12 protein-coding genes and 1 pseudogene are annotated in these 14,373 nt (G+C 34.7%); 5 read left to right on the top strand and 8 right to left on the bottom strand.

Features of this window, described 5'->3' with window-relative positions:
• Positions 1-262: 262 nt before the first annotated feature.
• From NFRAN_RS10100 to NFRAN_RS10090, 3 genes are all read right to left on the bottom strand, one after another.
• The gene (locus NFRAN_RS10100) at positions 263-925 is read right to left on the bottom strand and encodes a PQQ-dependent sugar dehydrogenase (protein WP_134484875.1); all 663 of its coding nucleotides are present in this window, start codon (positions 923-925) and stop codon (positions 263-265) included.
• A gap of 33 nt (positions 926-958) precedes the next feature.
• On the bottom strand, positions 959-1,207 hold the full coding sequence (locus NFRAN_RS10095) for a hypothetical protein (protein ID WP_172602279.1): 249 nt from the start codon (positions 1,205-1,207) through the stop codon (positions 959-961).
• 334 nt (positions 1,208-1,541) lie between these two features.
• Positions 1,542-3,014, bottom strand: coding sequence for a multicopper oxidase family protein (locus tag NFRAN_RS10090; RefSeq protein ID WP_134484873.1), 1,473 nt, complete (start codon positions 3,012-3,014; stop codon positions 1,542-1,544).
• Positions 3,015-4,038: 1,024 nt separating this feature from the next.
• Between NFRAN_RS10090 and NFRAN_RS10085 the strand changes: the two genes are divergently transcribed.
• Positions 4,039-5,178 (top strand): hypothetical protein, encoded by a 1,140-nt coding sequence (locus NFRAN_RS10085; RefSeq protein ID WP_134484872.1) that lies wholly within the window; start codon positions 4,039-4,041, stop codon positions 5,176-5,178.
• A gap of 456 nt (positions 5,179-5,634) precedes the next feature.
• On the opposite strand, the gene NFRAN_RS10080 is transcribed toward NFRAN_RS10085, so the two are convergent.
• Positions 5,635-5,910: a hypothetical protein gene (locus NFRAN_RS10080; protein WP_134484871.1), complete on the bottom strand. Its 276-nt coding sequence runs from the start codon at positions 5,908-5,910 to the stop codon at positions 5,635-5,637.
• Positions 5,911-6,269: 359 nt separating this feature from the next.
• Here NFRAN_RS10080 and NFRAN_RS10075 point away from each other — a divergent pair, with 359 nt between their 5' ends.
• On the top strand, positions 6,270-6,800 hold the full coding sequence (locus tag NFRAN_RS10075; protein WP_134484870.1) for an FkbM family methyltransferase: 531 nt from the start codon (positions 6,270-6,272) through the stop codon (positions 6,798-6,800).
• Between the two features lie 566 nt (positions 6,801-7,366).
• Positions 7,367-7,591: a hypothetical protein gene (locus NFRAN_RS10070; RefSeq protein WP_172602278.1), complete on the top strand. Its 225-nt coding sequence runs from the start codon at positions 7,367-7,369 to the stop codon at positions 7,589-7,591.
• A gap of 1,143 nt (positions 7,592-8,734) precedes the next feature.
• On the opposite strand, the gene NFRAN_RS14380 is transcribed toward NFRAN_RS10070, so the two are convergent.
• Both NFRAN_RS14380 and NFRAN_RS14375 read right to left on the bottom strand, forming a co-directional pair.
• The gene (locus NFRAN_RS14380; RefSeq protein ID WP_134484868.1) at positions 8,735-8,971 is read right to left on the bottom strand and encodes a MarC family protein; all 237 of its coding nucleotides are present in this window, start codon (positions 8,969-8,971) and stop codon (positions 8,735-8,737) included.
• Positions 8,972-8,982: 11 nt separating this feature from the next.
• Positions 8,983-9,153 (bottom strand): MarC family protein, encoded by a 171-nt coding sequence (locus NFRAN_RS14375; protein WP_134484867.1) that lies wholly within the window; start codon positions 9,151-9,153, stop codon positions 8,983-8,985.
• Between the two features lie 112 nt (positions 9,154-9,265).
• On the opposite strand from NFRAN_RS14375, the pseudogene NFRAN_RS10050 reads away from it, so the two are divergent.
• Positions 9,266-9,982, top strand: a pseudogene (locus NFRAN_RS10050) (MBL fold metallo-hydrolase).
• A 139-nt stretch (positions 9,983-10,121) separates the two neighbouring features.
• Here the strand turns inward: NFRAN_RS10050 and NFRAN_RS10045 are convergent.
• Positions 10,122-11,450, bottom strand: coding sequence for a serine hydrolase domain-containing protein (locus NFRAN_RS10045; protein ID WP_134484864.1), 1,329 nt, complete (start codon positions 11,448-11,450; stop codon positions 10,122-10,124).
• A 411-nt stretch (positions 11,451-11,861) separates the two neighbouring features.
• Between NFRAN_RS10045 and NFRAN_RS10040 the strand changes: the two genes are divergently transcribed.
• Complete coding sequence (locus NFRAN_RS10040; RefSeq protein ID WP_134484863.1) at positions 11,862-13,181, top strand: hypothetical protein; 1,320 nt, start codon at positions 11,862-11,864, stop codon at positions 13,179-13,181.
• A 129-nt stretch (positions 13,182-13,310) separates the two neighbouring features.
• Here NFRAN_RS10040 and NFRAN_RS10035 read toward each other — a convergent pair whose 3' ends face one another.
• Entirely contained in the window at positions 13,311-14,276 is a 966-nt protein-coding gene (locus NFRAN_RS10035) for a radical SAM protein (protein ID WP_197731174.1), read from the bottom strand.
• Positions 14,277-14,373: the final 97 nt, after the last annotated feature.

Raw genomic sequence — 14,373 nt, 5'->3', positions numbered from 1 at the left:
AGACAGAACCAATCATCAGAAAAGTGTAGACGATTTTGTTCTTGTTTTCTATTTTCAAACTAAATTGTGCCCCATTGTAATAGTTAAACAATGACCATTACTATTTAAACTTTTTATAAAGGTGTTCTTACCCCGTCTTTCCTTAATTATCCTGTGTAGTAACTATATACTTTCAATTTGGGATGGGAATCAAAAGCTCCTTATTCTGGTCCCATAGAAGACTGCAGGGTTAGCACTTCAGTAAGGATACCTTACAAACTTATTAATTCATCTTTGGCAGTTTGGATGTGTATTTTGAGTAACTAGTCTGCCAGTAAATATCGCTTTGTGAGATGAGTCCCATTAATTTTTTCCAGCAGCTATTGAAACCAGCTCGCACTAGGTTTATTTCATCAAAATCCTTATCCCCTTTTTCTGTATCCCATAAGTTATTGGTCACTGGGTCTATTGCTAATCCAAAGCTGTTTCTTATCCCATATCCATAGTATTTCTCAACCTGACTCGAAGGAAAAGCATCTTTGATGCTTGCGAAAGGGTTATTTGGTGGGGCCGAACCATCCGTTGAATTGATTCTTATGATAACAGAGCTGTCGGTAAGATCATTATTGTTGTTATTATTATTTTTTGTATTTTGGAGTATGCCTACGTTGTTAGGGTCTCCGATCACTGCATATAGTTTACCTTCTTTTTTATCCAGTGTTAGTTTACCTCCGGGATGATTTGGTTCGGGTATTGCAGGCAAATTCAAAATGTTAAGAGGATTTAGAAGGTTTTTGCCATCCCAATCATACCTGTTAACTTTATTCAAGATCGGGTTATCATCTTTACCTGCTGCTGCAGCAAAGTAGAGAAAGACTTGTTTATTACCACTGGTATAACCGAGGTTATTAACTGCAATGCCGAGCAATCCTCTACAGCAGGTCAAGGTTGTAGAATCAACATCTAGTTGTAAACCGGGTTATTCTTTTAAGTAACCATTAGAGACCAATCTTACATCTCTACTATTTTTTTCCAACACGAGTATATTTTGAGAATCAACAAAAGCCATACTAGTTGGTGATGAGAGCCCCTCTGCAATCAGTTCGATCTTTAATGAACGGTCTACAATGGAAGGTTCAGCAAAAATAAACGGTATAAAAGAGGTCAAGAATCCACCACAAAGCAAAGCAATTATGATGAATCGAATTTCATGCAATATGAACAGCATCAAAAGCATATCCACAAATATCATAATAAGAATTGTTTAGACATTGTATGTGGTATGCTCGTTTAAATGAAATTCATATTCAACTCATCAGATCCTTGGTTAATTAGTATGGAGTAACAACATATTTCGCTTATTTTGTGAGTCAAACTCTATAAGAGAATCATAAAGCAGTAAACTAAAATATCAAAGATCATTTAACAAAGAGTTGTTATCAGATCATAGAGATTATTCATGTTAGTTCAGATAATATTTCTTCGACGATAAAAGAAAAAAAGTAAAAGTCAAAAATAATGATTCTTGTTAAACACCATTAACATAATTTCGAACCACTCAATTAATCCTGTGGTGTGAATGGGTCGACCACCTCAATTACGCCCATCATACCAGTGTCTTCATGTGGGAGAATGTGGCAGTGAAAGAAAAATTTTCCAACAAAATCTGTAAATGGAATACGAATCACAACTTCACCACCTTGTGGAATGACTACCAAGTCCTGCAAACTATGTGCATTATAAGGTTGACCGTTTACTGACATTACCTGAAAGTCATTGATATGGATGTGGAATGTATGATCTTCGTCATCGGTATTTTTGAGTGTCCACTCCTCTACATCACCTAGCTTGACGGTGTAGTCGACTCGTTTATGATCAAAGACTTTACCGTTTATCTGGTTAGTTCCCACGTCACCAAATCGGTTAACAGTATTGTTGTTTGGTGAGCCATCAAAGACTAGTGTACGATTAGCCGTGATCTGTGCACCTTCAAGATCGTGTCTTAGTGCTAAACTCGAAGGAGCGACTTCTGGCGTCTCTGAACCTTCTTTGTCATGCACATTTACCGTAGCCAGATTTACCTCTGAGGTCGGAGAAAATCCAGAGCGGTTATATGGGAGTGACAGTAGAGGATAAGTTCCATTCTCTCCTCCAGTAACCAACACATCAAATCTCTTGCCAGCAGGAAGTAAGAGGCTTTTTGCTTTCCAAACATCCCAGACCGGGTTACCATCTTCTGCTATCACCTCGAAGATGTGACCTGGTAATGTTATATTGTAATACGTAGCGGGATCAATATTTGCAAGTTTCCAAAGTTGAGTCTCCCCTGATGAAATATCTATAATAGGATTAATCTGACCATTAACAGTAAGGTAATCTGCCCACTTATATATTGGATTCATTGAAGTTCCGTTTAGATTCCATGGAAAAGCCTTCAAAGCCACAGTTTGCTCAGTGATATTGTGTAAGGAAGTAGGTAACAAGTCTTTCAAACCTTCGATTTCGATCAGACCTGACATCCCGCTGCCTACTTGAGTTGTAGCGAGACCATGGATGTGTGGATGGTACCAAAAAGTTCCTGATGGATGATCGATAGGTATATCTAGCACGTACCTCGCGGTTTGTCCAGTTTCAACTACACGAAAGACGTTGTCGGAGCTGCCCATCGGCGACACATGGAAACCATGATAATGTATGTTAGTTTCATCTATCTTGTTAACAAGATTTACCACCAGTCGTTCTCCTGGTTTAATGTGTAACGTTGGTGCCATGAGTGACCCGTTGTACGCCAACGCTGTGATTGGTTGGTTTCCAATCGTACCTTGCTTCGCTTCAACAATTAGGGAAGTATCCAATATTCCTTCCTTATTACTATATACATCGACATGCTTTGAGAAATTTATCCCATTAAATGAAGACTCTTGCTTACCATGAGCAACTTGACTAGCAATAATTGTAAATGTCAACAAAAACACAAACATAACAACAAAAAGATACATGGAATGATAGTGTATTAGATTGCCACCAAATTTCATAAGTTTAGCTATTGTTGAATTTAGACATATTTGAATATTCGGAAGATTTGATGGTGCTGTTAACTTAAGCGTTAATCATATCCCTGTTATGTTGATACTTAATAGATTCACCCAATTCTTTATGTGCATTAGTTTGCAGTTATTTATTTTACGTGGAAGTAGTCATCGAAACCTTCCGTTCTGCCTTTTATATATTGTACCTTTTTTTCAATCAATCTTTTTTCCTGTTTGCCAAAAAAAAGATTGACTGTGATGTTCCATTTTTAGAAATTCACAGTCTTGTGGTTGATACTATGTACCACCGCCATCGGTGAATACAACATGTTTCTCATAGTATCTCACAACGCATAACAGAATCCACTCAACATCAAAAATGTTTCTTTCCTTAGAGATTTCTGACCACCGTCCTCATAGGTATAATAACTTGAATAGAGTGTTATTTCAAACAGATAATCCTTGGAAAGATAGTTGGTCTAGGCGGTGGTGTTGCGGCATGAGGAACATCTGTAAAAGATGAAGTAGATGCAATGAGTATTAAGTGGAGTAGAGAGAGAGCAGGTCGAGTAAGCAAATATCCTTTAACTGGATAGGCCCACATTCAGACGAATATATAAATTAAAACTTTAATTTCATGTAAGTTATTTCTTACTATTATATACTATAGTTACCAACTATTAGTATCTGGTTCGGTGGAAATCATGAGGATATCCATATGAGTCCAAAACAAGTTAGAAATTTTTTTTGAAATTAAAAGTGAATTAATTCCAAGGGCCACGAAAATTAATAGACGTGAATATCATAATTATTAATCTATGAATTAACCTGTAAATATTAAACCATCTTACATGAATAATATTTTCAATATGATTAGCTGACTAGCAATCAAAATTCTATGTCAAAATAAACAAATATTTCCAAATTGGGTTAAAGTAAAATATTTTATATTACCATCATAATCCATTTCATAATATTGTCTATTCATTGTAATTTATCTCCAATTATACAAAGTATTTTTGTTGTTATTTTGCTTGTGTTTAATTCTACTTTAGCAGGAATTTCTTCTACGTTATTTTTTCCTAATGGCGGAGGTGATATTACCCAGAATAATTTAATGACATCGTATGTTTTTGCATCCCCGGATGAGGAAGCTGATGACACCAGCAACAACAACGAAGATGCTGGTGAAGATAGTCAAGGATTATCTGAAGAGGAAGCTGATGACACCAGCAACAACAACGAAGATGCTGGTGAAGATAGTCAAGGATTATCTGAAGTAGCAGAGAACATAACCACTGTCAACCCTTCTTTAACCGCTTTGTCTGAGCCACCGCAAAATGAACAATGTCCAGCTGGATCACCAGAAGGATGCTATGTGAAACCAGCTCCTCTAAATGCTAGAGTATCATGTCAACCAGGCGAAATGGAACTAAAGAACGTTCCAGGTGGTCCTAAGGGTATCATGTGTGCACCTATTCCACCAGAGGAATGTCCAGCTGGATCACCAGAAGGATGCTATGTGAAACCAGCTCCTCTAAATGCTAGAGTATCATGTCAACCAGGCGAAATGGAACTAAAGAACGTTCCAGGTGGTCCTAAGGGTATCATGTGTGCACCTATTCCACCAGAGGAATGTCCAGCTGGATCACCAGAAGGATGCTATGTGAAACCAGCTCCTCTAAATGCTAGAGTATCATGTCAACCAGGCGAAATGGAACTAAAGAACGTTCCAGGTGGTCCTAAGGGTATCATGTGTGCACCTATTCCACCAGAGGAATGTCCAGCTGGATCACCAGAAGGATGCTATGTGAAACCAGCTCCTCTAAATGCTAGAGTATCATGTCAACCAGGCGAAATGGAACTAAAGAACGTTCCAGGTGGTCCTAAGGGTATCATGTGTGCACCCATCCAATCCATACAAAATCAAGAGAATCCAAACAATCCTATTGGAGAAAAGGAAATGCTATCACAAAATAACATACCGACTCTGGATGAATCCAATTCCGAAGCCACAGTAACAAAATCTTCTCCAGCATCCTGTAATTCTCAAGGAACTCCATTTGATCCAATTACAGGTATGTGTAAAAATCCCCAAAGTATACAAGATTGTGCGAAGATTATGCAAAAATATGATCCAAACCAAGGAAAATGTATTAGATTTTTTTAGGCTAAACAGATATGATAACCAGTAAAGAGGAAATGTATTTCATAAATCCATGTTTATTATTTCATATCTATGACAGTTCGGTGGTATATTGTATTACTACCCGAAATAATTAACGCCATCAATCATGTACGTGGAAAAAAGATTAATTGTCTTATATCATTACTATAATTAGTAGCGGGTTCGGCGGCATGTGAAACAAATTTGACTCACAATCCATACCCAATTCATCTAACCCATAATAATCACACTCTTCATCTCTTGGGTATACTTCACACAAATTATGGAAGAGGATTTAGCGAAAGATCTGAAGCTGTAATAAACCTCGAAATAAAAAATATAAAGATACAACAATCAAATTTATAAAAGGCAATAAATTCAATTATCTTCTGCACAAAGTTCTATAATTTAAAAATGATTGAACTTGATGTAAAATTAACATCATTACATCATAACCATTTATTGTCTGTGACTCTCAATTGTGGGTATTCCTTGTTTGTAATTTATAGTTACATTATCTCCTAGTTGATAAGGACAATTGTCAATGGATCTAGGCACTCCATCCGAAGCTTCCACTATACATGTATTATCTTGTTTAATTTGTATTGAAACTACCTCTTGTATACTCGCACTAAAGAGTTGTGTTAGTGAGCCACCCATCAGCATAAAAACTACAATTATTCCAGCTATGATAAAAAACACAGCAAGCATTTTGGGTGTAAATTCAATATCCATATATATTTGATTTATAACAAAGGTCTTAACTATCTATAAAGGCATAAAATTCTATTCTGACTTTTAAATCCCAAGGTAAATTATCATAGCGATGAATTAAAAACCGTTAATTGAAGAGCTTTGAATATGCGATATTATTTCATTCTGTATTAATAAAAACATACTGTTCAGGAATAATTATGTATCCTAACTAACAATTAGATTTTTCATTTAATAACCAGTAAAAAGCAAAACAAAATAATTATGAAAGAAACCAAAATTAATGAGATTTATTCCGAATTTGGTCAAGATCTACTTGTTTTAGAAATGCTTGGATGGAAACGTAATGGTTTTTTCTTGATTCAGGGGCTTCAGACGGGGTGCAATCAAATAACACTCACCTTTTAGAAGTTGCTTATGACTGGAATGGCGTATGTATTGAACCGAATGAAGTTTTTTTTGAAAATCTAGTGAAAAATCGCAAATGTCATTGCTTGAATTATTGTCTATATGATAAGGAAGATTATGTTGATTTTTTAGAACTAGGAAACGATGTTGGGGGGATCATGGAAGAATATCATCCTTTGCACTTAGATCGAGCAAAAGCATCATATGATGTTAACAAAGATTTGTACGGAAATCCAAAGACAGTTAAGAAATTGACACGTACAATAGGTCAAGTCCTGAAAGAATGTAACGTTCCACAAACCATAGATTATTGGAGTCTGGATACAGAGGGTTCTGAACTAGCAATTCTAAAGAGTTTTCCATTTGATGAATACTCTTTTCGTATTATAACTGTAGAACACAATCATTTCCCAGTACGCGAAAAGATTAGAGACTTTCTTGAATTTAAGGGATATCAAAGGATAGAAGAACTTGGAGTAGATGATTGTTGCATGCAGAGGTAATACCTATCTCCTTACCCTCTAATTGAAAATATTCTTGTAGGTGAGATTTTGATATCAGATTCAGATTGTGTATGATTAGATTGAATATCACTTCATCTATAATAGAATAATTTAGTACTTGATTTAGAATTCATTGGCCCAGAACACTAGTCTTAAAATATGATTTCTAACTCTAGGTTCTAGATTATTTTTGTTACTAAATGAGAGAGTTATATGTGATATGTGGAACAAATTTGACTTCCAGATACCAACCACTTTCAGTTAACCGATAAAATCACACTCCTCGTATCCAGGGTAAGATCTACACAAATTATGTTAGAGAATTGACCCAAAGATCTGAAGTTGTAATATTTGCAATGTTGATGGACAACTTGCATAATAATGGTTAAGAATCTTATCTCGGATTTGAATCCTGAATATTACATAAATTTTGAATTACTCCTAGAATTGAGCAACACATTAATTAAATTCATATGGATTTAATGAAGAAAAAGTCAAATGATAAAAAGATTCCTATTTAAAGAAAATGTAATAATTGTTTATTACCAAGAATAGCTAAATTATTATTGACAAATATGAATTGTCCACATTGTCATGATGAATATGAACTCACCTTTCAACGCATAACAGGCTTTACTAAAGATATTAAATCAGCTTATGAAATTTATTATCAAACCTGTCCTCACTGTGACAAACCTATTGTAGGTTTGTATCAACATCCTGTCCCCGGATATGAATTTGATTTGGAAAAGAGAAAGAAACTGATAAAATTCTATGGGGAGCCGGTATAATAAATTAAATCCTAGTCCTAAATCAACCCACATCTTTAACAGGATGAACTTATCGAAAACGCAAAGGTGTAGCGTTAATCTCTTCCATGAACCTTACCCATCTAAAGTCTGCAATATATTTTACGTGATTTATCAACCTTAGCAGTGCTCAAATGTATACAAATTTATCCTAATATTATAGATGAAAGTAACATCAAAAAAGGTAATCAAGCCACCAACGTCTACTAATAAAGCTGATGCTCAGAATAACGTTCCATCATTTTTCCGTTTTTTAAAGTCCTGATTGATTTTGTCTGTTTAGTTAGATCATTTGTATCTTACCAAAATATTCATACTGGAAAGGATTCTTTTGCTAATTCAAGGGAATATGGTAGTGGTCTGAGTATATCATCAACTCCAAGTATGATATCATATATTCGGCTTTGGATCTCTTACTCCAATGCTACGTATTACCAGAATTCTAATTTATTTTTCAAAAATGTTGTCAAGAATAATGGGAGATCCGATTTGAGGATAAAGTAGGAATAGATTTTGTTAAGTGGGATGGCATACATCAAAACCCTGAACTGCAATAAACTACCTAAAAATCAAATCTTCAATACTTAAAGATCTTAATAATCGTAGATATTTAAGGATGAAATAGAAGGATGATACTAATCAACTAGGATGATTTCAAAACTAATTATTTTGCCCCACTTTTTGATTTCAGTTAAGGTTTTCTTCGAATTGGATATCCATTTATTTCACAAAAAGGTAATAATATTTCTCGGTCATGTTACTTACCATGATTATACTGGAATTATGATTGTAATAGGTTTCACAAAGGTTAATAATGTATCATGTACAACAAAAATATGAGTAAATTAGATAATCTTCAAATTTCTCTATGTAAAAATTGTATTCATACCAAGATGGAGCACAGAAACGAACCTAACGGGCCAAAATTCTACGACCATAGATGTTTAGTTTGCAAATGTCGGCAATTTACGTGATATGATCCTACAAAGTAGTCGACTCACATAGTCTTAATTGTAGGAATGAGTTTTAAAAGGTTTAATACATCGATGTTTTTAATCTACTACTTGTTATTAATGAACCTTTTTACCACATCATCCTCTATGCAATAACAATTATTTATGAAATTTAAATTGTTTTTAAACCGTCTACTATATATTGTACAGCAATAGCTGCAATCAGAGCCGCAAATATTCTACTAACAATTAGAGAACCCCGTCTTCCAAGTATTCTGTAGATGGTCCTAGTTGAATAGAACACCGTATAGGTAATTCCTATCACAATCGCAATTGATAACATCGTGACGATCAATCCCACAGTTTGGTATGAAAGTATTACTGCGGTGATAGCACCCGGACCTGCCAATAAAGGAAATGCTAATGGAACACACCCGAGTCATCAGAAACAGTTCCTCCAAATCTCAAACCACCAAATGTTAATAATTCTATTGAGACTACAAAAAGCAATATCCCACCCTCTATCATAAAGCTAGAAATGGTAATTCCAAAGACTGAAAGAATTTGTGTTCCTAAAGCTGCAAAGATCATTAATAAAGTCTTACAGACTGATATTTGAAAGGCTATGACTCAGATTACTAAGAAGGTTTACTCAATAGAAGGTATGATTCATCCCGATCCACGGTGAAAGGTCTTTCCTTACTTGTTTATAGAGGATGAAGATAATTTGACGTTAATCGATCCTGGTTTTCTTGCACAAATACCTGTGCTTGAAAAATATCTGCAGAACATAGGATATGACATTAAGAACGTGAAGCGAATAATCCTAACTCATGTCCACGTCGACCACGCACAAGCTGCCAATGAGGTAAAGAGATAGTCAGGTGCTAGGATTTATTCGCATCGGATTGAGTCAAGATATCTTGCCCACAATCCACCCTACATGGGACCTCCGTCTACACAAGAAACTCTTGAAAAACTAGAAAATCTTGGTGTCTCAGCAGAGTCATTATCAAGAGAATATGGAACATTAGAAGTTGAACCTATTAGCGTTGATGATCAAGTCTCAGATGGCGACATGATTGGAAGTCTTAAGGTTATTCATACACCAGGTCATACACCAGGTCATACACCAGGTCACATATCGCTTTATTATGAAAAAGATAAACTACTTCTGGGTGCTGATAGTATATATAAAAAGGCCTTTGGAGCTGAGGGTATGCATATTTCTGTTCCTCAGATATCGATGGATCCGACTACAGCAATAGTATCTGCGCAAAGGCTTTCAAAGGTTAATTTTGACAAGTTATTGATGGCTCATCAAGATTCGCCATTGTTAGAAGGAGCCAGAGAGGCTGTCGAAAAACTAGTTGATGAATACATACGAAATTTAAAAAGCCAAATGTTCGAACCTTTATAGAATACTTGCAAGCTGAATTAGAATTTTAATAAAATTTTGTTTAGATGTTACTATATTTGGTAGCGGGTTTGGTGGTATGTGAAACAAATTTGAGTGATAATTACCACTCATTTTCAATTAACCGATTAAATCACACTATTCATCCTTTGAGTAAGTTCCATACAAAATATGAAAGAGGATTATCCTCATAAAGACCCGCAGTTGTAATGTTTGCGTTACTTATATCTGAACTGCAAATAATTATGATACCCCTTTCAGTGTCAGGATTAAAAGCCATAAAGGCATTATATCCACCTCCTGTAGCGCCATTGTGTCGAATAATTTCAGTACCAAAATTTGTTGTAACAAACCATCCTAACCCAATATAAAATCCTACAGAATCTGTGCTATTCTGATTAGTTAACTGTATGTTATTTTCCATCGTCTCACCAGAAGTATGTCTTATTAAATGTGATAGTTGCATAGCATCATTTAGTTTTGTTTTCATCAACCCGATGTTAGCAGAGATAAACTTTAGCATATCACTGGTAGAAGAATAAAGTCCACCACCTGGAACTATTGGATTTGAGTAGTTAAATAATTCAAGTTCTTGTCCATACAGATGTCCAACGGCCAACCTAGATTTTTGTTCATTAGAAAGAAATATCCTAGTATCATTCATTCCCAAAACATCTAAAATCCGTTTTTTCAATAGAACTTCGTAAGATGTTTCATTTGATAAAGACAGCAGGATGTTTCCAAGCAATGCGGCACCAAATGTTGAGTATTCTAATTTTGTCCCTGGTTCCCTTGTAATGGTAGCATTGGAGAGTCCCTGATAGAATTGGTCAAGTGTATAATCCTTAGCACAGTTAGCAAATTTCATTTGGAATTGAATTTTTTCATCTGGAGTCTGGGGATTTTCACCTGCTATTTCAGAACAATAATTATCTGGAAATTCAGGCAGTCCCGAAGTATGAGTTGCCAAATCCTCCACGGTAATCTTGTGTCCTCTATATTCAGGTACCTTAACATTTGATGGCAGATAATTAGCTATAGGATCATTTAGTTTGATAAGACCATTTTCAACCATATCGGCCAAAAGTACTGCGGTAAAAACTTTGGTGTGAGATCCAATAGCAAAAATTGTGTTTTGATTAACAGTAGAATTATTTGCTTTGCTTGCGTTGCCATATCCATAAAATTGGGTTCCGTTTGGATCAACAAGTCCTACTACAAATGCGCCTTTAGTTCTATTCGTGTCCACAACGTCTTTTAATAAATTTATTAGTTCATGTGTAATCGTGAATTGAGGTAATGAGTAATTAACTTGGCTGTCTAAAGAAGAAGAGGAATTTAGTGCAGTTGGAAATTCAGCCTGAGACGAGGCAGATACAACGGTAGTTTTTAACGTAGATGGAACTATTATTGATAAAATAAGCAGAGTAAAGAATAAAGTGACTATTTTAGACGCGAAATTATCTTTCAATGGTAATTGCTAAGTAAGGTACTATTTAAACATGTGAATGGAAAAGAAATACTGCTACTCTTTATTAGTATCTGGTTCGGTGGGATTAAGTTCCGTATAGTATACGGGTTCGGTGGTATGTGAAACAAATTTGACTCAATTTTGTCACGCATAAAGTTGTTTTCAATAACAATAAAATAGTTGCTAAAACTGAAATAGAGTTTCACCTATGAATATTGTAGAGATTTACGCGTACCCTAATCCCAAATTTTAATAATTTACCTAGCGGGACTGATATACAGTCTTAGATCTATGAATTTGCATTCAATACTGGAACGATATTAGATCCTAATTTATTGATAATCTAAAACTAAAACTCGGACTTAAAATGTTATTTAAAAAAATAATATCAAGCTGATTGTACTATAACCAGTGGAATATTATAATTTCTTATGCATAGATATTATTGGATCATCAATTGAAGTTGACACTCAATTAAATAATATAGAAGATTTACTTAAAGAAATTAAGGATTTTCTGTCTACTGCTAATGAAGGGGAACTACAAACATCATTTACTGGCGATGGGGCAATAATTTGGTTTAGAAAAGATTCCATCTTACCTTTACAATTGGCATTGAAAATTCATGAAAAATTTCCACAATGTACTGAAGAACAAAGCTTTGGTTTAAAAATTGGTATTGCACGAGATAAAGTAGCAGAAATACAGTCAGCTAAATCAATACTAGGTATACCAGTGTGGGGTAAAGGTCCAACCTTCGCTAGGAGATTGTGTGATCTGTGTGACGACGGTCACATTTTACTTGATGAAAATGCCTACAAGTACTTTATTGAAAATTATGGAAAAATAACTCATGATCAGTTCGGTTTTAATATGGTTGATGGTCGATTCTTTCAAGACCTTGGAGAATTCTTTGTAAAACATAGAAAACCTGTTCATGTCTACAATTATTGCAATACCAAGAAAGGTAAAGAATTATTTAGTTTCGGAAATATGGATATTCCAAGAGATAAAAGAGGATTAATTGACAGGATAGATATAAACCCGGATTTAGTAGTTCCATTTGATCTATTTTTAGAATCTGAAGCGTTATCGTTAAAGAAGAAAATTGATAACGGTAAGGAAATAGTACTGCTTGATGAATCAATAACAAATCTTTATCATGCGTTATTTGAAGACGCCAAGCAGTATGATTCTACCAATTTACTTATTCCAAGTAAATTTCAAGAGTATCAGTTAAGGACATCTTACTTAAGCTGTCAGGCAAATATGATACGTCGGGCTAGACATGAGGATTTTAAGAGTGTACGAATAATGGTTCTTGATAAATTATTAATCTTAAAAGATTGGCAGAATTCTAAAACTAGAGATCTAAGTACTGATTTTTTTAGATGGCATAAAGAATGGGGTGTCACGTTATTACAGATAGATCCAGATAGATCTTTAGAGATTGTCAGAATGTTGGAAGACAAACTGCCTACATTTTACCTTAAAAGTACTCAAATGGGATTTTGGAAAGAAAAATATGTGATGCAATTTGAAAAGTTTGGGACAAGTGAAAATAATAACAGCGATAAACGAAACAGAATTTGGATCTCTGATTCAAATGCCCAGTATTACAAGAATTCTGAATTATTTTTGCAAGAATTGTTATCTAGCAAAGAATTATGGGAGATCCAATTTGAGGATAAGGTAGGAGTAGATTTTGTTAAATGGGATCATAGATATTAGAATGCTGAACTCCAAATAAATAATTCAAAAATCAAATTTATAATACTTTAAGATCTTAATAATCGTAGATAGGAAGGAAGGTGTGGGATAGAATGATGATACTAATTAACTGTGCTAATCTTTATGCTATTAGTTCTTTAATCCCTGGGCTACCAAAATGGAATAACATCCTACACCACATTTTTCACATATTGGCTTAAGTGCATTAGAATCAGAACTTCCTATACAACACGGATGTTTTGTTTTCCCTTTATGATCTAATGATAATATTGCCCAAGAAGGACAGTCAATCGGAGTAGTCTTTGTACCTCCCCATGTTCCCTTCATTAACTGTAGTTGTTTTTCGGTGTTCATAATAAAATCAGGATACCTTTTTCTTAATTCAATTATCTTGTCAACCACCTTACTTCTATTCTCTCCAAATGGAAGCCAAAGAGGATCATTATCATCAAACGGTGTGTGAAACTGAAATCCAATTTTATTGATAGTTCCTTTCCATTCTTCAATTAAACCTTCTATAGTCTTGTAATTCATTGAATTTATAGTCATAGTTATCCAGATATCCTTCCAAGCGGGTTTGCCATTTCTAGATGGACCTGCTATATAGTCTAAAATATTTTTCTTTGTTTTTGCATATGCTCCTTTACCTCTTATGCTATCGTGTATTTGTTCAGTACCATCTAGAGAAACCCAGTAAAAATAAAGATTTTTGAATCGTGGTAACGGATAGGTCCCATTTGTTACCACACAAATACGTCTAGGCATTTCTTCGCAAAAGGTTTCAACCACCTCCTGACGCATCAAAGGTTCTCCTCCTACAAGTGTAACTACATAAACATGATGTTTTTTAAACGTATTTTTAATTAATTTCCTCCAATCCTCTACACTTAACTCGTCCTTTTCGTTTCTCCTAGTTTTCCACCAATAACAATGAGAGCAGTGAAGGTTACATATGTTGATAATATCTGCAGAACCATAAATAAAAGGTTTTGACTTAAACAGCTTAATGGATAAGTATTTAGTGAGCATACTAAAATGAGCAGGAAAATCTCTGACAATATCGGTTATACCCATTCCATATACAAGATCTACCAATAATAATCGTACACTAATAGATTTTATATTATATTAATAATATCTCTTATACTGGGTAAATGGATTAGACCAGCTGCTAAAAGGATTCATGATTTAA

This window comes from Candidatus Nitrosocosmicus franklandus, from assembly GCF_900696045.1.
Classification (GTDB): Archaea; Thermoproteota; Nitrososphaeria; order Nitrososphaerales; family Nitrososphaeraceae; genus Nitrosocosmicus; species Nitrosocosmicus franklandus_A.
Note: the sequence above shows the minus strand (reverse complement) of the source record. Positions and strands in the feature narration are given on the sequence as shown.

Excerpts from the sequence above, each read along its gene's own strand:
- NFRAN_RS10090 (WP_134484873.1), bottom strand. The coding sequence starts at position 3,014 with ATGAAATTTGGTGGCAATCTAATACACTATCATTCCATGTATCTTTTT.
- NFRAN_RS14375 (WP_134484867.1), bottom strand. The coding sequence starts at position 9,153 with ATGATCTTTGCAGCTTTAGGAACACAAATTCTTTCAGTCTTTGGAATT.
- NFRAN_RS10080 (WP_134484871.1), bottom strand. The coding sequence starts at position 5,910 with ATGGATATTGAATTTACACCCAAAATGCTTGCTGTGTTTTTTATCATA.
- NFRAN_RS10095 (WP_172602279.1), bottom strand. The coding sequence starts at position 1,207 with ATGCTGTTCATATTGCATGAAATTCGATTCATCATAATTGCTTTGCTT.